16 protein-coding genes are annotated in these 23,300 nt (G+C 41.0%); 5 read left to right on the top strand and 11 right to left on the bottom strand.

Annotated features, from left to right (window positions below):
• Positions 1–796 precede the first annotated feature (796 nt).
• The 3 genes from Q0976_RS16195 (at position 797) to Q0976_RS16185 (ending at position 6,242) form a co-directional block, all read left to right on the top strand.
• Positions 797–1,171, top strand: coding sequence for a hypothetical protein (locus tag Q0976_RS16195; RefSeq protein WP_299494905.1), 375 nt, complete (start codon positions 797–799; stop codon positions 1,169–1,171).
• A 228-nt stretch (positions 1,172–1,399) separates the two neighbouring features.
• The gene (locus Q0976_RS16190) at positions 1,400–2,614 is read left to right on the top strand and encodes an Nramp family divalent metal transporter (protein ID WP_299494904.1); all 1,215 of its coding nucleotides are present in this window, start codon (positions 1,400–1,402) and stop codon (positions 2,612–2,614) included.
• A gap of 451 nt (positions 2,615–3,065) precedes the next feature.
• Complete coding sequence (locus tag Q0976_RS16185; RefSeq protein ID WP_299494903.1) at positions 3,066–6,242, top strand: FG-GAP repeat protein; 3,177 nt, start codon at positions 3,066–3,068, stop codon at positions 6,240–6,242.
• Between the two features lie 166 nt (positions 6,243–6,408).
• Here the strand turns inward: Q0976_RS16185 and thpR are convergent, their stop codons facing one another.
• The 3 genes from thpR to Q0976_RS16170 all read right to left on the bottom strand — a co-directional run bounded on the left by thpR (position 6,409) and on the right by Q0976_RS16170 (position 10,714).
• Entirely contained in the window at positions 6,409–6,942 is a 534-nt protein-coding gene (gene thpR / locus Q0976_RS16180; protein WP_299494902.1) for an RNA 2',3'-cyclic phosphodiesterase, read from the bottom strand.
• A 59-nt stretch (positions 6,943–7,001) separates the two neighbouring features.
• On the bottom strand, positions 7,002–8,579 hold the full coding sequence (locus Q0976_RS16175) for a M14 family zinc carboxypeptidase (protein WP_299494901.1): 1,578 nt from the start codon (positions 8,577–8,579) through the stop codon (positions 7,002–7,004).
• A gap of 140 nt (positions 8,580–8,719) precedes the next feature.
• Positions 8,720–10,714: a TonB-dependent copper receptor gene (locus Q0976_RS16170; RefSeq protein WP_299494900.1), complete on the bottom strand. Its 1,995-nt coding sequence runs from the start codon at positions 10,712–10,714 to the stop codon at positions 8,720–8,722.
• 578 nt (positions 10,715–11,292) lie between these two features.
• Here Q0976_RS16170 and Q0976_RS16165 point away from each other — a divergent pair.
• Complete coding sequence (locus Q0976_RS16165) at positions 11,293–13,125, top strand: M20/M25/M40 family metallo-hydrolase (RefSeq protein WP_299494899.1); 1,833 nt, start codon at positions 11,293–11,295, stop codon at positions 13,123–13,125.
• 52 nt (positions 13,126–13,177) lie between these two features.
• Here the strand turns inward: Q0976_RS16165 and putA are convergent, their stop codons facing one another.
• The 4 genes from putA to Q0976_RS16145 all read right to left on the bottom strand — a co-directional run bounded on the left by putA (position 13,178) and on the right by Q0976_RS16145 (position 19,312).
• Positions 13,178–16,384, bottom strand: a complete 3,207-nt coding sequence (gene putA / locus Q0976_RS16160; RefSeq protein WP_299494898.1) for a bifunctional proline dehydrogenase/L-glutamate gamma-semialdehyde dehydrogenase PutA — start codon at positions 16,382–16,384, stop codon at positions 13,178–13,180.
• Between the two features lie 203 nt (positions 16,385–16,587).
• A complete protein-coding gene (locus Q0976_RS16155) occupies positions 16,588–17,175 on the bottom strand; it encodes a TIGR04211 family SH3 domain-containing protein (RefSeq protein ID WP_299494897.1) in 588 nt (195 codons plus the stop codon).
• A gap of 163 nt (positions 17,176–17,338) precedes the next feature.
• Complete coding sequence (locus Q0976_RS16150; protein WP_299494896.1) at positions 17,339–18,607, bottom strand: inorganic phosphate transporter; 1,269 nt, start codon at positions 18,605–18,607, stop codon at positions 17,339–17,341.
• Positions 18,608–18,631: 24 nt separating this feature from the next.
• Positions 18,632–19,312, bottom strand: coding sequence for a TIGR00153 family protein (locus Q0976_RS16145; RefSeq protein ID WP_299494895.1), 681 nt, complete (start codon positions 19,310–19,312; stop codon positions 18,632–18,634).
• Between the two features lie 239 nt (positions 19,313–19,551).
• Between Q0976_RS16145 and Q0976_RS16140 the strand changes: the two genes are divergently transcribed.
• Positions 19,552–20,622 (top strand): CYTH domain-containing protein, encoded by a 1,071-nt coding sequence (locus Q0976_RS16140; RefSeq protein WP_299494894.1) that lies wholly within the window; start codon positions 19,552–19,554, stop codon positions 20,620–20,622.
• Here Q0976_RS16140 and Q0976_RS16135 read toward each other — a convergent pair.
• The 4 genes from Q0976_RS16135 to Q0976_RS16120 form a co-directional block, all read right to left on the bottom strand.
• On the bottom strand, positions 20,619–21,440 hold the full coding sequence (locus tag Q0976_RS16135; protein WP_299494893.1) for a potassium channel family protein: 822 nt from the start codon (positions 21,438–21,440) through the stop codon (positions 20,619–20,621). The genes Q0976_RS16140 and Q0976_RS16135 overlap by 4 nt on opposite strands.
• A 102-nt stretch (positions 21,441–21,542) precedes the next feature.
• Positions 21,543–21,866 (bottom strand): hypothetical protein, encoded by a 324-nt coding sequence (locus Q0976_RS16130; protein WP_299494892.1) that lies wholly within the window; start codon positions 21,864–21,866, stop codon positions 21,543–21,545.
• Positions 21,867–21,939: 73 nt separating this feature from the next.
• On the bottom strand, positions 21,940–22,596 hold the full coding sequence (locus tag Q0976_RS16125; RefSeq protein ID WP_299494891.1) for a hypothetical protein: 657 nt from the start codon (positions 22,594–22,596) through the stop codon (positions 21,940–21,942).
• 11 nt (positions 22,597–22,607) lie between these two features.
• Positions 22,608–23,297, bottom strand: coding sequence for a PspA/IM30 family protein (locus Q0976_RS16120; protein WP_299494890.1), 690 nt, complete (start codon positions 23,295–23,297; stop codon positions 22,608–22,610).
• Positions 23,298–23,300 lie beyond the last annotated feature (3 nt).

The following is a 23,300-nucleotide window of genomic DNA, read 5'->3' as shown; positions in this document are numbered from 1 at the left end:
TCTCCCCATGTGAGAGTAGGTCATTTCCAGACGCCAAATAAAACGAAAGCCCTAGCAGAAATGCTAGGGCTTTTTTTTATTTGGCGGAAATGACCTACTCTCACATGGGGAAAATGACCTACTCTCACATGGGGAAATAGGGAAGTACATGCAGAGCATGTTTCATTTCATGTGATAGTAGGGTGAAGAGTCTGCGCTTATCAAGCAAAGCTTGATGCTGGCTCTGGTAGAAAATTGTTCCCGACATTTTCTACATTCTTCACATCCCTGTGAGTTTACGACAATTATTCCCGACATTGTCTGCATTCCCCTCATCCTTGTGGGTTTACGACAATTATTCCCGACATTGTCTGCATTCCCCTCATCCTTGTGGGTTTACGACAATTATTCCCGACATTGTCTGCATTCCCCACGTCCTTGTGGGTCTACGCGGAGGGTGGTGACCTATATGGATATAGGGAATGCCAGTCAATGTTGGATGCAGATTGATGGCCCCGTAGCTGGCCATGACAGGCGCGACTCTTGTTTTGTTTGTTTTTAAAAATGACATTCTCATATAGAAAAGTAGAAAGGTTGAATACCACTCGCTCTACTTTTCTTATTCATATGGTCCTTATATTGGACGTGACCAACGCAATGTAGCGTGTTTTGAAACCCGTAAAGGTGAGTGATTAATTATGGAATCAATTTGGTATTATTCTATTGTAATTAGTATGTTGCATATTTAAAGCTGTGAACTTAATTGAGCTGCTTTGGTCTTAACTATGTGAGTTTAATGCTCTGGAGAAGGTGTGTTATGAATCGAATTGTTTTGTTTTTCTTACTTATCTTACCTGTGATCATGATGCGTAGTGTTTTTGCTGATAATGATCCCAATAGAAATGTGGGATCGTGCATTGTTCCTAACTATGCAAAAGTGCTGGGGATCCCAACCAATACTGTAGGCAATAAGATCACCGTTGAAGCTTGGAAGGATTGCTTTGCTGATGTAAAACCGGCTGAAAATAAGCATCCCGATGGCGATTTACAAAAACGTAATAAGGCGATTCAATTTTCTTGTTTAAAGACATTAGCCCCTAGTTTAACGAATGAAATAGTTGATAAAGTCATGAATACTTGTCGTCCTGAAGGTGATATTGGTATTGGTGATAAACATGGCGATATGGATTGATGTTTCTCTTTATTTATAAGAAAAATTTTTACCTTCAATTCAGTTGCTCAGCAAAGTCGTTTAACCCATATGTATAAAGCGCTATTTTACCGAAATAGACAAACTATCAGCATTTACCTTTAATGCTAAGAGGAATGGTACAAGCAGTGTTGTTTATTCAATACGGGCATCACTGAATGAGTCTTGCTATAACTAAAGGGACAACACTTAGCAATAGTGACTTAGGATATGAAACTCCCTCAACTTGGGCCTGCTTTTCTGGTAACTGCTGCCTTTATTGGCCCAGGTACAGTAATCACCGCGTCATTGGCTGGTGCTGATTATGGCTTTTCATTGTTATGGGCTTTGTTGTTTTCAGTGATAGTGACGATAAGTTTACAAGAAATGGCGGCTCGTTTAGGTATTGTCACGCAAAAAGGATTGGCGGAAAATCTTCGAGAAGCGTGTGACAGTCGCTTATTGAAAGTGGCAATTGGAAGTCTTATTGTTATTGCCATTGTTATTGGTAATGGCGCTTATCAAAGTGGCAATATTTTAGGGGCCAGTTTAGGTTTATCTCATTTATTTTCTAATATTTATCTTTATGCTCATGTTTCAATCTGGCCATTACTTATTAGTTTTATTGCCTTTATTATTCTATTCAAAGGGCAGTACCAATTGATCGAGCGTAGTTTAATCGCTTTAGTTGGGTTAATGAGTATGGCTTTTCTAGCGACATTTATTACGACTAAACCTGAATTAGTGCCTTTTTTTCGAGGTTTGTTTGTTCCCACTATTCCTACTGGTGCAAGCTTAACGGTGATTGCATTGATTGGCACTAGTGTGGTGCCATACAGCCTATTTCTGCATTCATCGATCGTGTGCAAAAAATGGCATAAAAGTAGTGATTTATCATTGGCTAGAAAAGATACTTTCATTTCCATCCCGTTAGGATGTTTGATTTCTATTGCGATAGTTTCAACTGCTTCAATGGCATTTTTTGGTAAGGGGATGAACATTACTCATGCAGCCGATTTAGCGCCAAGTTTAACCCCTATTATGGGGGAATTTTCAGGCGTGTTTATTGCCATAGGGTTAGTTTCTGCTGGACTCTCTTCTGCGATCACAGCCCCACTTGCTGCGGCATTTGCACTAAGCGAAATCTTGAATTTAAGTCGCGATTTACACTCAATATCATTTAAAGTGATTTGGGGGGGAGTTTTATTGGTTGGAGCGCTGATATCGAGTCTGGATTATGAACCTATTTCTGTAATCTTTCTTGCTCAGATGGCTAATGGTATTTTGCTGCCTATAGTGACATTATTTTTACTTTGGATAATGAATACTAAAAAATTAGGTAGCCATAAAAATCGCTGGTTTGGTAATGTCGTGGGGCTGTGCATTTTGTGCATTACCTTAGTGTTAAGTGCACGAGCTTTATTGATATTGCTTAGTAAGGTGTAAATGGAGTGAATTGATATAATAGGATACGTGTATTTTTGATAGTCTATATTTACGATATATTCATTTCATATGGGTTTTAAACAGAAATTAATTTACCAGAGAATTAATCAATTTTTTTAGCTTATTTCTTCTAGCATATTCTACTTGTAGGTTTACTTCCTATTTGAGGTTAGTGAGTGTTCATCTCTGTTTGATTATCGAACATTTTTCTTAAAAATAAACAAGAGGACAATATTAGGCAAACTAAGACCATTAATTGGATTATGCAAGCCTATTTCTGTTCTTTTTAATCACTATTTTAGTCCTTTTTAAATAGTTCTATTTTTAGTTAACTTATTGATATTTATTTGTTATTTTTTACATCTTCTTTATTTTGTGTTGAAAATAGATACACTTGTGTGCAGTAACTCATGTGGGTTGTGTCCATGGAATAAAGGAAGATAGGAATAAGATGTCTGATCTGTTTAAAAATATCCGTTTAGTAAAGCGTTTAAGCCCCATTGCATTGGCCATGAGTGTCGCAGCTTGTGGTGGCAGTGACTCTTCTGAGAAGGCAAATACTAAGACTCAAGATAGTGGCACGCCGAGCCAAATGGAAGTCACAGTGACGTCGCATTTTGCCGCGCTGTATCGTCAAAGCATAAGCAATAACAATGAGGCAGCTAGCACTACTGTCAGCAATTTAAATACTGCTAGTGATATGCATAGTGCTTCTAAGCAGCCCAGTGTGGATGCGTTGGCGCAAGTGAATAATAAGGAAATTCAAAGTAGCAGTATACTAAATGCATCGCCTGTTGATTTAGTGGTTTCAGAAGATACCCGTTTCGATGGTCAAATGCAGGCCACCTCAGTGACAACAGGTGAAGTGCAAACCTTTGACTGGCCGCTGACGTTAAAAACAGATGGCAGCATAGTGTCCCATCGCACGTTGGCATTAACGCCAGATACCTATGATTTCATTATCGCCATTGAACATGACGAGCAGCAATATGTGGCTAAAGCCTTAGGGGAAGTGATTGTTGAGGGCACAAGCCCTGAAGTAGAGCTGTTGTTTCAGCCGCACTTAGGCGAAACCTTAGTGATCTTAGAAGACATCGATGAGCTCGCGACCTTAAATTTTCAATTCTCACCCGATGAGTTAGCTTTATTGAGTCTGCCAAAACTGGGATTAATTATCGACGGTGGCGATGAGGTTATTTATGAGCTGGATCCCGAGTTTGGTTTGACCAATGTGACCTTGCCATTGGGGGATGGTAATTACGATATTTTAGTTAAACTCTATGATGATAACCGTCTTGTGGGCATGATGCGCACGGGGGAGATCAATATTGAGTTGACAGCAGGCGGTAATACTCCCATTGATATTATTCCGCTGAACGCCGATGTGGACTTTAGTTTTGCAAGCGATAACAGTTTAAGTGAAATTAACATTCAAGTACCAGAAGTGTTAGTCGAGCGTGTCTCCGGCGTTGATAACCTAGTCATGATCATGCGGCTCAGTGCTGGGAGTGGTGAAAATAGTATTAGCAGTGAAACCTTGCACGGTTTTGTGTTTGAAGATGATATTTACCAGCTAGGCGACGCACAATTGCCGCAGTTTGATACTCAAATCAATGAAGCAGGTGAACAAACCGCCATGGCTTATTTAAGCTTCTATGAAAAACGTGACGATAATACCTATGTTGATGCGCCGCTGGCGAGCTGCGCCTTTGAGGTGGAATTGGGTGAAAATCAAATTAAAGGCTGTGAGTTGAGTATTGATGTGTCTCATCAAATCAGCGGCAGCTTGCTATCCACCTTGATGCTGAGCGTTACCACAGATAACGATCCCGCCTTGGTCATTGGCACTGAGATCTATGTCGACAATACCCTTGTGGGCTTAACAGGCAGTGAATATCAAACCGCCTCCATCAAGTTGCACTTGCCCGCAGGTCAGCACAGTATTCGCGCGGAGAAGGGTGACTTAAGAGCCAGCTTTACGCAAGAGTACACGCCACTTTCTGTGGTAAATCACTTGTTGTATTTGCAAGAAGACATCCCCACTGAAATTGTGTTAGACGAAATTAATATTCTCGCCACTGGGGTCAAAACCTTTGCGCTGGACTGGAGTGACTCCAACAACTGGGCCAGCGAATATCAGGTCTGCCTCTATGATGCTAGCTTATCCCTCAGTGATTTTTGTCACCCATTGGGTGAGCCTGTCACTATCAGCGAGAACAGCGTCTATCTGGATGCGGCGCTACTTACCGATAACCCGCAATTTTTCATTCGTGCCACCAATGGTGAGCACCGAGTGGTCAGTAACATGGCTACGCCATCTCGTCTGCAATTGGACGCCGCTATTGGTTATTTTAAAGCCTCAAATACCGAAGCGCTTGACTGGTTTGGATCTTCAGTAGCCTTAAGTGGTGACGGTAAGTTGATGGCCGTGGGGGCGGGCGCTGAGGATTCTAATGCTACAGGCATCAATGGCGAACAGGCCAATAACAGCATGAGCAATGCTGGTACGGTGTACTTGTACCGCCGTGAAGGGGGAGTGTGGCAACAAACGGCTTATGTTAAGCCTTTGAGTATTGCTGCTTTTGACTTTTTCGGGGATGTAGTTGCGTTAAGCCAAGATGGTTTAACTTTAGCTGTAACAGCAGGCGGAGACGATTCTGTTGTGAGTGCTAGTGGTGCGGTATACGTGTTTCGCTATATAGATAATATTTGGATACAACAAGTGAAGCTAAAGGCCAGCAAACCAGATACGGGGGATTCCTTTGGGAGCTCTTTAGCTATTAGTGGAAACGGTAATACAATTGTTGTTGGTGCTCGTATGGAGGACTCGAGTGCCACCGGAGTCAATGGAGATGAGGCTAATAATAGCAGTGAGAGGAGTGGTGCAGTCTATGTCTTTATCTTTGCTGATGGCACCTGGTCGCAAACTGCTTACCTCAAGGCCTGCAATACGGATGAAAGGGATTATTTTGGTTCTTCAGTAGCGATGAGTGAGGATGCTAGCACTATCGTGGTCGGAGGCAGTTATGAGGATTCTTTGGCTACAGGCGTAGGTGGCGATCAAACCGATAATGCGGCTGAAAATAATGGTGCCGTGTATGTGTTTAGTCAAAGCGAAGGTACTTGGTCGCAACAAGCTTATATTAAAAGCACAGTAGTCGGTGAGCAGTTTGGGCGTCGACTTAGTCTGAGCGGTGATGGTGATCGCCTTGCGGTGAATAATACGACCAATACTTATATCTATAGCAGAGATGAGGACACTTGGGCGTTTGAGGGGGCATTAGATATCATGCACCCTAACAATCTTTGGGGTAGCGTTGCATTGACTGCCGATGGCCAATCACTCTTTAGAGTGGTTTCTACTAACGCGGCGGCCGAAGTTGGCGTGAGTGAAAACCTGCGTGGAGTGGAACACTATCAGTTCATCGATAACGTTTGGCAATTGTGTAAAATGGTTAAGCCTTCTAATAACACTGATAGTGGTTATTTTGGTCATGCGTTAGCCATTGATGCGTCGGGATCCATATTAGCTGTAGGTGATAGGGATGAAGATTCAGCAGCAAGAGGTATCCAAGGTGATCAAGCCGATAGTTCTGCAAGTAATTCGGGTGCCGTTTACATTTACTAATTGAGTTAATTAATGTTAGTTTTTTTGCGTATGGTCTCTAATGGCATTTCGCTGAAATAGAATCACATTAAACTGCTTGTCAAACCTCAGCGAGCTTTATTAAGCTCGCTTCTTCTGCTTTATCTTTTTATCTATCAAATTATTAAACAATATTGTTTGGCTCTTTTTACCCAAGCGTCCAACTTTCAAGAATAGGGTACTCGACGCCATTTTTGCCGAGAAAAGATTCAAATAGGTGCAATTGCTTCGGGCTGAGTGTGAGTGGCTGATGGCTAATATGGTGAATGAGTGCTTCCATTTCAGACTTTGCTTTACGGCATAAGGTGATATGGGGCGTATAAGTGTATTCACTTCGATGTAAGTTTAGGTTTTTTGCAATAAATTTAGTGTCTTTAGTTAATTGGAGTAAGCTTGCGTCATTCGCTATGCCTTTCAAACATATTATTTTGGGTTTTTCCCAATAGACGAGTTGATCCAATGTCACTTCGATTGTTCGTTTTTTAATAAGAGTGACTTGTTCATTGAGCTGGCTGAGTTGATCTGGGCCTATCTCCCCTAAAAAAGCTAAGGTCATGTGTAAATTATTTTTAGGGACTAATCTCACATTGTTTGGTAGCTGTCTTTGAACAAGTGATACTATTTGGGTTTGTTGTTCGGTTAACGAAAATCCAAGAAATACACGTTTATTTTGTGGGATCACTGATATTTCCTTAACTGTATTTAAAAGCTGAAGGTAGATTAAATCGTCGCCTCAAAGTGTTATGGCTTGGCTAGACGTTGTATTTGGCTTCCTCTAGGTAAAATAGACAGGGCTAAGGGAGCTTCTTTGAGTAAAGGCTGCCAGTTAGGCTCTTGAAAAATAGCTGTCGAAGAGCGAGGATCGAGCATAATAGCAGCAAGTGCGGCTTTCGGTTGATCCAGTGGGATCCAGATATCAGCTGTCGTAACGGGTATTTTTTGAATTTTACCCATGAGTGTTAAGCTGACAAAATCTCGAATACCGGGTTTATGTTTATTGGCGGTATTGATATTTTTTGCAAATAAGGACTCCAGTGTCAGTATTTGACTTTTTTCAATTAAATAATGTTTTATGTGGTGGTGGCTTAACCATTGTTTAAAGTGCAATTGATGTTTATTAATGACATACGCTTTGGGCAAAGGGATAGTCATTTCAGCGATAATAGCATCATTATTGGCAAATTCTTGTAGTATATTTTTTCCAGTGGCTATTTTAGTGAGCGGTATCTGAGTGACTGGCTGTTGTTTATTGGTATCAAAATGCACATTGAGTGCGATTTCTTTTTCATTTTCAGATCCTGATGACCAGTGCTCAGCTGCATTGTCTGTGACATTGAGAATAGTACTGGCATTGTTAGCCACTAAATTTAAAAAGGTTTCAGTGCTGAGTAATTGTTTGCGTACTCTTTCTTTAATATTTCTTGGGCTAGGATAGGTACCTTGTTTACTGTCTAGGCGATTTTCAAGTAATACAGATAAAATCCCTTGCATAGCAGCATAATTTCTTAGATTTGAAATCCCTAGACCTCCTCGACGTACGGCTTGTTTGAGTTGAGTAATTTCTCCTTGATAGCGTTTGGTTCTGAGGCCAGCTTGATTGACTGCTTTTATCAATGCTGGTAAGAAAATATTTTCGCTGTAGTCACGTAAAGCAAAATCAATATTAGGGTTATTGCCTATTTCAAATTGTGCTTCCACATCAGTCATATAGCCTTGTTCACCCGAAAGTATTCTTTTGTAAATACCTGATTCATGAATATCGAACAATACATTAGGCTGATATTCATTGAGCACATTGATGTACATTTGTGTTTCACTTGATTTTACGGCCGTATAGTCAATATTGAGGTTTTCATTTGCGGCATTAGAACGTGATTGTAAATCTCGTCCATCTGGATTTGCCATTACAATAATGAGTAAATCCATTGTATCTAAAAGCTTTTTATTTTGGCCAAATACAATGTCTTTAATCAGGATTTGCATGGCTTCTGCACCAGAAGGTTCATTACCATGCTGGGAGGCAACTAGCATGACGGTGAGTTTTTTAGGCGCAGAGAGCCCATCATTAAGAAATTTGGGATCTTTAGAAAGACGAATGGCATTGATGGGCCGTTTTCCTGCCGATAAGCCCAGTTGAACCATGGATGCTAAGTCACTTTTTTTAGTCACTTGCTTTAAATAAACATTAATTTCTGACGAGGTTGGCAGTGAAGATTGTGCACTGGCTTGAAAAGGAGTGGTGATTTCTGAAGTAGATTGAGCGGAAATATTGAAACTCACCATATAAAAAAAGCAACAAATAATACTATAGGCTTTCATAATATATCCATTAATTAAGGCTTAGGGCAAGTAGGTATATTATAGAAGGTATTAATGCTTTTTGATGACTTATCAAGATAGAGAGTTTCTTGATAAGTCATTTATCTCCTGGTGGGGGATCTCTTTATTTACATGTAAGGTTAAAAAGTATAATCAACTTTAACCCAAGTCGTACGACCTGGTTCATTTACTTGAAACATAGGTTCACTGCCTGGCGCATCATTACTGGCGCCTGAGCGACTAATATGCTCTGCATAAGTCGTATTAAATAGATTTTCAATACCGAGGCTGATGAGAATACCTAAGTCATGCTGCCAGCTAGCATTAAGTGCAAATGTATTAAAGGCACTGCTTTGACTTAAGTCTTGTCCGGCAATATTCCCTTCACCTAAGGTGATACGGTGTTGGGCTGCGACCACTCGCCAAAGTGTGCCAACCGTCCATGCTTGGTATTCATAATTAACTGAGAATCTAGCCTCTAATGGGGATATTTGCCCAAGGGGAGTATGCTCTGTTTCATTTTGCCCATGACTATAACTAATATTGCTTTGGCTTGACCAGTGCTCACTGATAGGGACATTCAGTTCAATTTCTCCTCCCCAAACCGTAGCATCAATATTATAGGCTGTTGTCTTTTCAGTATTTGTATTAATTAAAATATAGTCATCAATATGGCTATAGAAAAGGGATGTTGATAGGCCAATGTCACCTTGGTAAATCCAACCAATATCGAGCTGAGTATTTTTTTCAGGTCTCAAAGAGAAGGCTTCTTGAGTGAGATCATTGATTGATTTTTTTCTTAGCTCCCAATAATCGGGCATTCTCTGGGCATGACCTAGGCCGATATAATATTGACTTGCATTAACAGGCACTTCCAATCGAGTGAAACCACTCATGAGATCATCACGGCGTTGACCCGTTTGTGAGACAAATAGTTCAGTATTCCAATGATCAAATCTCATACCTGTGATGATCTGACCTATTGCAATAGCGTAGGTTAATTCACTGAAAAGTGCTTGATTTCGATATTTTAGGTTATCTCTAAAAGGTTTTGCCAGTAGATCATCAAGTCCATTGTCTTGGGTTTTATCGATGTAACGCCCTTTATGTTGACTTTGCATATAATCGACGCCCAAAATGAGAGAGGCATTGTGGCTAGGACTGAGTTCAAACCAGACATGCCCACCTGAGGTATTACGTCTGACATTCGCACCTGAATTCACACCCAGATCAAATTGATCCATGATGTGATTATTGTGATTACTGTATGCTTGAATTTCTATTTGATTTAAAAAGGTGAGATCAAAATCAAATTGGGCGAGTAAACTCACATTCTCATTTTTAATTTCACGGGCTTGATTGGAACGATCCGCATATTCTGCTTGGCCATTGGAGTAGCCATAAGCGAGTTCAATGACACTCTCATCTGTGGGAGTCCAACCTAGCGCAATATTGGCATTGTGGCGATCATAACGAGACTGTACTCTATTGCCGTTGCCATCTTTATAATTTCCACTGCTAGATTGATTGGCATCGATATCGATGTAACCTTCAGTTGAGCCTAGAGTTAACGCTCCCACATAATCTTGTCGGTCGAAATTGCCTTGAGTACTGCTGAGACGACCTTCAAAGTCTGTTTCGGTAAAACGGTGGCGATCTTTTTCAAATAGCACGGTCCCTGCTGATCCTACTGGACCATATTTTACCGTTTGCGGGCCTTTGATGACGGTAATGCTGGAATAGGTTTCTGGATAGATATAAGCAGTAGGGGGATCCATTCTGCCTCCGCAAGTCCCATACACATGTTGGCTATCATCAACAATACTGACACGAGAACCGCCCATTCCACGTAATGAAGGATCGCCACCTGCACCTCCTTTACGGCCAACGTTAAACCCTGTGATAGTTTTTAGGAAACCTGCGCCATCATATGCGGGAAGCGGTAGTCTTGGTTTCTTAGGATCGGTACTGATTTTGACGGGCTCAAGCATACGATCGCTGGTGATCACGATATGTTCATCACAATCCCCTTCAATATTGTTAAGGTTTTGAGTATGGGCCAAGGCCAAGTGTTGAGGCGTTAAATGAAGGATTAAAGTGATAGCGCCATAAAATGAAAAGTGTTGGAACGTCATGGTAACTCTATTTGATCATTGAGGCGGGCATTGTCAATAAACCTTTCGCGAGGTCAAATAGTAAATTATTGATTGCGACAATGGGTCACACATGATGTTGATTAGCGTCACATAATGACTTTAATCTTATAGTGTAATTAGTCTCATATCTTTCCTTTTTAGGGTGATAGTTAGGCCGAAGACAAATAGCAATAAATGACTTTCGTGAGTAAAAATTAATTAAGATAACACTAAATTAGTGTTATCGAATTGTTATCTGTATATAATAAAAATGTTCCTATGCTGATGCTATTCATCAGTCAATGGGTTGTAGCCTGATCTCAGTTTATGCATACCGCTGAATATCATTATTTTGCTTCTATCTGTGTTGAGACTTCGAGTTGTTGCCTGCTTCTGTGTACGAAATCCTACTTTGATATCGACAAAATTCGGCTGTGAGTATGAATGAATGTGACTGATATAAGTTAACTATTTATTTTAAAAGATTTATCAAATAACGCAGCAAGTTTAACTGGCACTGATTTTTTCGAGTTTAGGCAAAAGGATGTTTCATCAATAAAATTGAAAGGAAAATAACAATGAAGCGCGTTTTGACTACTTTATTATTGGGCTTTTCGGGAGCGTTATTAGCATCAAATAGTGATGCTGATGATTTATGGATAACAACGGATGCAGATACATTTAATGTGTTAAAGCAAGTGAATGCAAGTGTATCTGTGCCCAGTAGCCCAAATAATTTGCAACATAAAATGATAGCGAAAATTTCTGAAAAAGAAATCCTAACTTTAAGCACATTAATGCATGAGGAACATCATCGTTGTGGTGGCTTTACGGTGCATAAATCAGAGGCAGAAGCGTATGCGGTAAGTCAATTGCCAGTTCATTCCTTAGCGTTTAACCCACCGCCTATTAATCAGGCTGATAAAGTGAATGCAGCTTTACCATTACTGTCTACGGCCAGTTTGCTTGCCTCTATTAGTACACTTTCTGCGTTTGATAATCGTTATTATAATTCCACTCAAGGCGTTAGTGCAGCACAATGGATTGGTGATACTTGGAGCCAACTGAGTAGTACTGAGAGTTGGGCAAGCATGAGCTATTACCCTCATGCTTCATGGTCTCAAGACTCGGTGATATTAACTTTAACGGGGAGCGAACAGCCTGATGATATTATTGTTATTGGTGGGCATTTAGATTCTATCAGCAACTCGGGTTCAGGGAATAATATGCAGGCACCTGGTGCCGATGATAATGCCTCTGGTATTGCAACGATAACAGAAGTTATTCGAGTTTTTATGGCGCAAGGCATTCAGCCTAAAAGAACCATTAAGTTTATGGGGTATGCCGCTGAAGAGGTGGGATTGAGAGGCAGTGGAGAAATTGCCAGTCAAGCTTCTACGGATAATGACAATATTATTGCTGTGATGCAGCTTGATATGACTGGGTATATTGGTAGCACTGAAGATATTGTGTTTATGGATGATTACACTGATTCAGGACTTAATAGTTATTTAATGAGCTTAGTTGATACCTATTTACCTGGCGTCAACTATGGAACTGATAGTTGTGGGTATGGTTGTTCAGATCATGCTTCATGGCATAATTTAGGTTACCCAGCCAGCATGCCATTTGAAGCAAGAATGAGTCAGTATAATCGCTCTATTCATACCATCAATGATACTGAGGATAAACTCGATGCAACGGGTAACCATGAGCTTAACTTTGCAAAATTAGCCATGGCATTTGCTATTGAATTGGGCTTCAATACTGAGGTTGGTAATGATGATAGTATCCCTTTGGTCAATGATGTACCTGTGACCAATTTATCGGGGGCCAAAAGCAGCGAAGTGAATTATGTGTTATCTGTATCCGACCAAGCCAGCAGCGTCACTATCGCGACTTCAGGCGGAACTGGAGATGCAGATTTATATGTGAAGTTGGGTGCTAGGCCGACAACAGATGACTATGATTGTCGTCCCTATGTAGGAGGGAATATTGAGAGTTGTCAATTTACGCCGACAGCTGCGGGAGATTATTACGTGATGATCCGTGGTTATGCAAGTTATGCTGGGATGACATTATTGGGCTCTTTTTCTGAGGGGACTGGAGGAGGGGACAGTGGTAGCTGGCTTGACCAATCGGCAAATGCCGGGAATTGGCTTCAATATCAAATAACAGTGCCAGATGATGTGCAATCCTTGATTGTGTCAACAACTGGTGGCTCAGGTGATGCGGATCTTTATGTTAGACAAGCCGGAGAGCCGACGCAGTCTAGTTATGATTGTCGTCCATTTAAAAATGGTAATGAAGAAACCTGTACGATGGATACCCCAGTAGCTGGAACTTGGTATATTGGGGCCTATGCTTATAGCAGTTTTAGTAATTTAGAAGTGAGCTGGAAAGCCCAGTAAGCGAGTAGGTTAAAACCCACCATTTGGTGGGTTTTATGATCCAGGGGTGGAATTATTTATCTAGCCAATCATCACCATCACCTAAAGACAAGAGTGTTGCATTACCGCCAATAGCAGTAATATTGTTGGTGCGGGTTTTCTCTGTGATAAACTGAGTGAGATAGTGTGGCCCTCCTGCTTTTGGCCCTGTGCCTGATAGGCCTTGTCCGCCAAAGGGTTGCACCCCGACAACAGCACCAATTTGATTTCGATTAATATACACATTGCCGACATTGACACGAGCAGCAATGTTTAAGGCATGGCCTTCATTACGGCTGTGGACCCCAAGCGTTAGACCAAACCCCGTGCTGTTAATGTCATCAATGATGTCATTAAGTTTATTCGCAGAGTAGCGAATGACGTGTAATATAGGGCCAAAATGTTCTTTATTAAGGACTTTGATGGAATCTATTTCAACGGCTGTGGGTGAAACAAAGTATCCATTATCGCAAGCTTTTGGTAGAGAAACTGATCTTAATATCTGGCCTGTTTGCGTAATATGATCAATATGAGCCTTAAGGTTAGCCTGGGCGGTTGCATCAATCACAGGCCCGACATCGGTTTTTAGGAGACTCGGATCGCCAATACTGAGCTCATCCATGGCACCTTTCATGACATCGATAACGCGATCGGCGATATCTTCTTGTAAATATAATACTCTTAACGCTGAGCAGCGCTGTCCAGCACTGGTAAAGGCCGATGCAATGACATCATTAACCACTTGTTCTGGCTGTGAGGTTGAGTCGACGATCATGGCATTTTGACCGCCAGTTTCAGCAATGAGAGGAATGATAGCACCCTCACGGTGAGCCAGTGTGATGTTAATTTGTTTTGCTGTTTGGGTTGAGCCTGTAAAACAGACACCTGCAATGCGTTCATCGCTGGTAATTGCGGCGCCGACAGTAGAGCCAGTGCCGGGTAAAAACTGTAATACATCCGTTGGGATCCCTGCTTGATGTGCCAGCTCTACTGCACGATAGCCGATTAATGAGGTTTGCTCTGCAGGTTTGGCAATGACCGTATTGCCTGCTGCCAGTGCTGCTGTGATTTGGCCCAAGAAAATGGCTAAAGGAAAGTTCCAAGGACTAATGCAAACAAAGAGGCCACGACCATGGAGAAAAAGTTCATTTAGTTCCCCCGTGGGGCCATTTAGTTTTTGAGGGATTGCCATCATCTTGGTGGCTTGAATCGCATAATAGCGGCAAAAATCGACGGCTTCCCTGACTTCATCTATACCATCTTGAATGCTTTTCCCTGCTTCTCGCGTGCATAACGCAATGAGCTCGCATCGATTTTCTTCCAATAAATCGGCTAATTTATTGAGTGCATCAGCGCGCTGGGAAACGGGCGTTTTTGACCAGTGATGAAAAGATTTGCTGGCACTGTCGAGGGCATTCTCTATGGCCACGTCATTTGAAAAACAGACTTTTCCCACTGTTAACTGAGTATTAAAAGGGCTTGTGACTTCGATGCTGTCTCCTTTTATTACTTTGCCATTCACTAACGAGGCGCTTGACCACTTCGTGTGATTAAATTGATTGATAGCATTAAGGAAAGGAGTGGATTCAGACTCAATATTTAGGTTTAATCCTTTTGAGTTTTGGCGATTATCATCAAAAATATTCTTAGGCAATACAATGCTTTTGTTGGAAAAAGAAGCATGCTTTTTAAGATGAGTAATAGGGTGAGTAATTAATGAATCAATAGGGGTTTTAGGGTCAATGAGCTTATGTACGAAAGAGGTATTTGCTCCATTTTCTAATAAGCGACGCACTAAATAGGGCAATAAATCTTTGTGAGCGCCAACAGGCGCGTAAATTCTGACGCTGGTGGGGTGTTTTTCAGCTAAAAGAGTATCGTATAATTCTTCACCCATACCATGAAGGCGTTGGAACTCATATTGACGCGCACCTGCCATATGGATAATGCTGGCTACAGTTTGTGCATTATGGCTGGCAAATTGAGGATAAATTGCACCTTGGGTTGTATCGGAGAGCAAATATCGTGCGCAAGCAAGGTAAGATATATCTGTTCCGGCTTTACGCGTGAACAACGGGTAACCTGCTTCGCCTTTTTCTTGCGCCCATTTTAATTCGCTGTCCCAGTAAGCCCCTTTGACTAATCTCACTGGAATTTCATCACCTTGATCCTTTGCTAAGCGAGTTAGCCAACATAAAACGGGTAGAGCACGCTTAGAATAAGCTTGCACAACAATACCAAGTAATCCCCAGCCTTTGGCAGCCTTTGATTGGTAGAGCTGTTTGAATAACTTTAGTGATAACTCGAGCCGATCGGCTTCTTCAGCATCAATAGAAATGCCAATATTTAAGCTTCTAGCTTGGGTAATAAGTGCGATGACGGTATCACATAGCTCTGTTAGAACACGTTCTTCATTGGCGGCTTCATAGCGTGGATGAAGGGCTGATAATTTGATTGAAATAGTGGGTCTAGGTGCATCGCTTTCATTAAAACGTTTCGCTGCCAAGGCTTTGATAGCTTGGCTGTAATCTTGAAAATATTGCTTGGCATCATGTTGTGTTAATGCCGCTTCCCCTAACATGTCGTAACTGTGGGTATAGCCGAGTTTACGTTTCGCGTCACTGTTCTTTAATGCTTCTTTAATATTGCGACCCAATACAAATTGCTTGCCCATGATTTTCATGGCTGCAAGCATGGCTTGGCGGATCACAGGTTCGCCCATACGATTGACTAAGCGGTTAAGCAGGTGGCTAGGCTGGCCATCGGTATTCTTATCCAATTTGACTATCTTGCCTGTTAACATCAATCCCCACGTGGAGGCATTGACTAAAACAGAATCACTTTGGCGTAAATGTTCGTCCCATTGAGCCCCTGATAACTTATCTTGAATGAGCGCATCAGCAGTGGCACTGTCAGGTATTCTGAGTAAGGCCTCTGCCAAGCACATTAGTATAATGCCCTCTTGTGTGTCTAAGCTGTATTGCTGTAAAAAAGCATCAATACCGACTGTGAGTCCTTTCTTGTCGTATTGGCGAACTTGTTTGACTAAGGATTCTGCTCGGGAATGGATAGCGTGCAGAGTATCATCAGCATCGGGGACTAAAGCGATAAGTTCTGATACATAGGAGTCTTCGTCGACAATATAGTTATTACTGATAGCGTGAAAAAGTTGATCAAGTGTCGCTGAATCGTAGAAACCGTTGAGAAGCTGGCTGGCTTTAAACATAATGAAAAGTTCCATTTGTGTGCCCGTAGCCAGATAAAGCACCGCTTTTGTTGGGTTAGGGCTAATTTTTGTATTTTGTATACAATATATGATTATTTGAGCGAGAGTATAACGATAAATTATTGTGGGGAACAAGCGGTAATTTTGTTTTTTTTACTGGCATAAAAAAGCCAATGCATGTGCATTGACTTTTTTATGAATGAGCGGGGCTAAATTTTTTAAAATCTTGATTTAAAACTATTTTTGTTTTTTCGTCTCGGTCTTGGTAAATAGACAAGTACGATACCAACGAAAACACCAATACCAGCGATAATGCCGCCTTGCTGCCACATTTCAAAGCGCTCGTTTGCTTGAATATGATCAAGTTTGGCGTTAGCTTCATCTCTCTGATTGGTTGTTGTCTCAAGAATACCTTTTAATTTAGTAATTTGAGCTTTAGCATCACTTAATTCTTGAGTATTGCTGTCATTAGAACTTAATGATTGATCAAGTTTAACTTTTGTTTCTTCCAACTCTTTTTGAAGTTTAGGATATTTAAAGCGTAAACTTTCATCTTTTGTCAGTAATTTGGTTTCAACCCAACCTTCACGGCCTTTAGGATCAATAATTTTACTGTAGTCACCTTGTGTTTCGGATAGAAAAGTGACACTTTGACCAGCTTCAACACTGCCAAGTATGCGATATTGTGTTCCGGGTCCGCCTAGCAGGTAAAGATAAACATCATCAGAGATATAGCGAGTTTGATTGGCCGCCAGTAGGTTTGGGGAGAGTAACATTAACCCCACTAAAGTCAGGAGTCTTAACACTTCAGAATTCTCTTCAATTAAATATATGAGGACATGCTAGGGATTTAGTGGGCTGTTTGCAAGTGATACTGGTAATTGTTTGTGTGAAAAAAGAAGCCTGCTAACTAAGCAGGCTTCTATGCATCTAAGGTATTTCAATGATGTTATCTAGTTATCTCAAGACTTAACTAAAAACGCCTTTGATGGTAAAGAAGAAAATAATTGATAGACCAGCACCTGCAGGTAAGGTGATCACCCAAGATACGACGATATTACGGACGACACCAATATTGATTGCTGCGATACCACGGGCCATACCGACACCTAATACCGCACCAACCAGCGTTTGTGTGGTTGAAATAGGTAAGCCAGTACCTGAAGCAATAACAACGGTTGAAGCGGCAGCAAGCTCAGCTGCGAATCCACGGCTTGGTGTTAAGTGGGTAATGTTTGTACCAATGGTTTTCATCACACGTTTACCAAAAATGGCGAGACCCATGACGATCCCCACACCACCAAGCGGTAAAATCCACCACACAAGCGGCGATTTACTACCAATTTCGCCGCCACTTTGAACAACAGAGACAACCGCTGCTAGTGGACCAATGGCATTAGCGACATCATTTGAACCATGTGCAAAAGCCATACAACAAGCGGTAACAACCATTAAGATTGCGAATACTTTTTCAACATTCCCAAATTGCGTTTGACGATCGGCTTTCACATCCATTTTTAGGCGTTTAACGGCAATCATACCACCGATAACAACCAATGCAGATAAGCCTACAGCCATGGCATAGGCTTCGCCATTCGTAAAGTCTAAGCCTAAATGCTTTAAGCCTTTTTTGATGGTTACCAAAGACATAACAAAAGCCGCTAAGCCCATGTAATAAGGCACATAGCGTTTAGCGTTACTTAATGGATCGTCGGTATTGAAAATGAGCTTTTGAACACTTTGAAAAATAGCAAAGGCAATAAAACCTGAAATAGCTGGAGTGACAATCCAAGAGCCAACAATTCCCCCCACTTTGCCCCATTCTACAGCGTCAGGGCTAACGCCAACGGCGGCAAAACCGATAATGGCACCAATAATCGAGTGAGTTGTTGATACAGGCCAGCCTAGCGCAGAAGCCAATACTAACCAAATTCCCGCAGCCAATAAGGAGGCTATCATCCCATAGACAAGTAATTCTGGAGCATTAATGAAATATGCTGAATCAATAATCCCTTTACGTATCGTACTGGTGACTTCACCACCAGCGAGATAAGCTCCAGCAAATTCAAAAATCATTGCGATAATAATCGCTTGTTTAATGGTAATTGCTTTAGAGCCTACAGAAGTCCCCATTGCATTGGCGACGTCATTTGCGCCAATACCCCATGCCATTAAAAACCCAAATGTGGCCGCGATGGCAATTAGCCACGGGCCATTGGTGATTAATACATCAACCATGTCACTGCCTTAATAATCTTATTGTTAGACGCGAGCTAGCATAAGCTCTAAGCGAGAACCAACGCGTTCTGCGAGATCGGCTAAATCACCTACCCATTCGATGATCTTATATAAAAACATCACATCAATAGGATTCAATTCACTTTCAATTGCAAAAAGTTGACGACGAATATTAATTTGTAAACTATCCGTATCCTCTTCAATGCTATCAAGTTTGCTGATCATTTTTTCAACTAAAGTCACTTCACGGCCTCGAAAACCAGTTTCGAGTAAGTCGTCAAGTTCGTTAATGGCTTCTTTTGCCATACTCACTGCGTCTAAGCAACGAGTAAGATAGGTCAAGAAAGGAGTTTGGATCTCAGTAGGAACAAGGAGTTCGCGACCAATGACTCGGCCTGAGATATCTTTAGATTTATTCGCTATTTTATCTTGCTGGGTAAGCAGCTCCAGTAAATCAGTGCGTTCAACTGGCATAAATAAACCACCGGGCAGTTTCAAGCGGATCTCACGTTTAAGCGAGTCAGCATCTCTTTCTGCCTGGCTAATTTTTTTACGCAGCTTAACGGCACTATCCCAGTTTCCTGACATAGTGGCTTCGAAAAATGGGACAAGTAGGGATGAACAATCATATACTTTGTCGATATGCTCTTGTAGAGGCTTTATGGGCGATTTTGCAAACACGCCTAAAATAGAGTTGACTGGCATTGCCGTTTACCTATTTTTGGTTATTCCATTATTGGAAAAAGCGGGCGCATGTTAACTCAAGCGCCAACGTATTAAAACTGTGTTTTTGTATTAATGGACCAGTTTTTATTTTAACGAGTTACTTCATAACTGTAAATCGCATCCTACGGCGTTAATATTACAAAAATATTACACTAATGAATGCTTGATGACAGTTTGATTAAAATTTCATGATAAGGCGTGTGAAAAGTGATATGGCAATGGAAATAGAATTAAAGTTACTGTTTCAACAGCAGAACAAAAAAAACATTATAGACTTGTTTAATCATCTACCTCACTGTGAAGCTAAGCCTTTTGTGACATTGAAGAATCAATATTTCGACACGGCAGACTTACAATTGCGACGTTGGGATATGGGATTAAGAATAAGGCAGGTTGGTTTAAAAAGAGAACAAACAATTAAGACGGCTGGTACGGTTGTCGGCGGGGTACATAATCGACCCGAATTTAATATAAATATTGATCAAGATTTTCCTAATTTGGCTCTTTTTCCAAGTCATATATGGCCAAATAGCAATGAAGTTGAATGTGTAAATGATTCTCTACAATGTTTATTCAGTACTGATTTTCAAAGACAGTGCTGGCATATTCGCTGGAATAACAGTCTGATCGAGGTGGCTTTAGACGTGGGATCTATCTATGTCGATGCATTTAATGAGTTGATTTGTGAATTGGAACTTGAGTTGGTATCAGGTAGTAGTGAGAGTTTAATGACACTAGCTGAATACCTTCTGACTAAGATCCCAATGCGATTTGGACAATCCAGTAAAGCAAAGCGAGGTTATGCTTTAGCGGCGAAAGCTGGCATTATTCATCCTGAAAGTCGCCACCAATTGAGCGATATAGAAAAATTGGCGAACTTTAAAAAGCAAGTGAACATCATGATTAATCAGCAAGATCTGGCTTCTCATCCAGTGAGAGTCCATGAATGCTTGACGGTCGGATTAGCGAACTGGTTGGCGTTAGAAGAGGCTTTGTGTGAAGAAGAGATAACTGATGTTGTGAATCGATATCATCATTTTCAACAGCATTTAAAATTGCTACAAATTGTATTTTCTTATATCCAAGATCTTTCAGATAATGGCAAAGCGATGTTCAAGCAGTTAATACAAGCGATTGACCAAGTCTCATTTGATGATAAAAAGGGTGTTGAGCAACAGCCAAATGAGATGAACAACGTTATTATAAAGACTAAAATGGCGTCTCTGTTCTCTTACTCTGAATATGGTAATATCCAACTGATATTATTAAATAATATATTAAAAAATTAAGGCAGTTTATCGGATTGGTTTTGGCTGGGATCTCGTTGCTCAATAATGTCTTTGAGTGCACTAATTTCAGCCAGTAATTTATTTTGTGTTTCTTCAACTCTTAAGCAGTAATCTTCAAAATCATTCCGCATTTCATTGCCATAGGCTTCGAGTTGCTCATGATCGCCTGGGGCGATGAGTATGGATGCCATGTACCCAGAAATGACACCAAAAAAACTCACACCACAAATAATCACGAGAGCGCCAATCACATGCCCTAATGGTGTTATGGGATAATAATCACCATAACCGACAGTTGATATGGTAACAATGGCCCACCAAATGGCATCCTCAGCAGTAATGATATTGGCACCTGGTACACCATTTTCTACTATCAACATAAAGACGGAAGACAAGGTTAAAATGGTGACCATGGCAACCAACAAACCGGCTAGAGTCGTTTGGTTACGTTGAGTGACAAGGGGAACCAGTAAGGAACGAGTCATACGGATTAAGCGGATCACTCTGAGGATCTGGAAAAGTCTGGCAAAGCGAAAGGCTTCCACTGCGGGAATACTGGCAACGAGATCGATCCAATGGTGTTTTAGGTAATCTGTTTTGTTGTATGATTTAAAAAAACCATAAAAGAAGTGCGTTAAAAAAATAATGCAAATAGAGGTATCAATAATAAACAAAAGATAACGAGTTTCAGGATTGAGTTTGGCAAAAGCCAAGGTTAAAACAACAATAACAGAAAGTAATGATAACAACATCATTGCTAATAACATTGGAGTTAGCGTTTCTGTTTTGTGCAGTACTCGGCGTTCAGTTTCATCCATGCAGCAAGTCCATTTCAAATTTTGCAGGGTTTCAGTATAAGCTGCAAACTTAACGGATGTAAAACGTTTGAAAGCGGTTATTTATTTTTTAGAGATGCAGGGTTATTCATCATCAACAAACTTAACTAAGTCGTTGAGAACTTGTTTTTTTATTTCTAGTTGAGCATCAATGGGAAGCTGGTATTTTTCAGCAAGAAGTGCATAATCTTCACTGCTTAATGAAACCGTGAGTCTGGGGCGTTTAGGTCGTTTAGTGACACTGAGGCCTAAAATATCTCTAATTTGATCTGAGGGGCTAACGCCTGCATCAAGGGCGGCTTTGCGAATAGAGTATTGGAATTTTTCATCGAGATCGAAAGCCACTTGAGTTGCTTTTGCTGCTTTTTGGTTTTGTTGCCAGTGGGGCGGCAATGAAGGTTTACTCATGGCATTATCATCTTTTAGTATCAATAAAACCATCAAACCCGGTCAATTAAGCAACCAGGTTTGATAGAATAAGTTATAGCTCAGCTGGCCAATAATCTCGAATATCCGATAAGGGTCTATAAAGGGTGAGCATGACGTCGGTCACACCGCCTTCATAAACTTCTATATCAATCGCTTTGGTTTCATCATTACTCAGTAATTGATAAGACTCAAAGGCTTCGCCTCGTTCACCTTCTTCGTCTTGTGGCGGTTTTTGGCCACGGTAATCAAGCTTATGAAAATAACCGAGATCCGAGAAAGAGACCTGATGATAAGCATCTGCATACCAATTATCAAGTTGAATAGCTAATTCGCCCTGAGGGGATAAGGTCGTGAGTTGCGCTTTACCTGGATGTTCAAAAATATTGGCAAATTCATCAAGATCAAATAATTGCTCAACTTGCTCGCGAGTCACTTTTACCGATAAAGACAAATAAGTTTCATCGTCTTCATCTAATGATAGAAAAATCGCGTCGTTACTGTGTCCTTTTAGAACCCACTCAGAAAATTGCTTGCGTTCATATTCATAAGTATTCACTGTCTCGACCCTAAGCTGCTGCCCACGAAGCTGAGTGGGCAAAGCAAAGCTATCATCAAGGGAGATCATATCTCCCTTGTTCAGCTTGTTAGGATGATCGAGTTGACGTTTAGGTGCTTCTTTTTTGCCAAAGAGGCCACTTAGAAATCCCACGTCTGTCTCCTTTAGCCTTTACGAGCTTTAATACGATCGAGTACCGCATTTGCATTGGATTTTTGTTCACCAATTCCGGCTTCTGCTAACTTATCATTTAAGGCTTTATCATTGTTATCTTCTGCTAATGTTTCAGCGGCTTGTAAGCGATCATCAAAGCTTTGCTGACGGGCCTTAATACGTTCTAAGGAATCTTTAGCATTTAATAATTTTGAGTTGCTGCCTGCAAAAGAATCTGTGATTGTTGCCGTGGCTTTTTGAACGCTTTCAGTGGTTTTCACCATCGTTAACTGACGTTGATAATCAGCGACTTGACGCTCTGTCTTACGGACAAGCTCTTTCAAGCGAGTCGCATGAGCAGTGAAGCTTTCATTAGCAGACTGTTGTTCTGCAAGTTCTTGTTCAAGTCCAGCAATTTTTTCAGCAACTTCTAATGCTAAGCTTTCATTTCCTTTTTCAAGTGCTTGAGCGACATAACCTTCATGCTCGGCTACAGACCGTTTTAAGCGATCAACTTCACGGCTAGCTTGCATTTCTTTGGCCATGACTTCAGTGAGATCGCGTTTGGCTTTGGTCAGATGCTTTTCTGCGTCACGTATTTCTTGTTCAAAAATACGAGTTGAGTTTGCATCTACGATACTTTGTCCGACTTCAGTGGCACCGCCACGAAACGCAGTAAGAATTTTATTTAAAATGCCCATAAT

Origin of the sequence: uncultured Shewanella sp. (assembly GCF_947501665.1) — a bacterium.
GTDB lineage: Bacteria > Pseudomonadota > Gammaproteobacteria > Enterobacterales > Shewanellaceae > Shewanella.
Note: the sequence above shows the minus strand (reverse complement) of the source record. Positions and strands in the feature narration are given on the sequence as shown.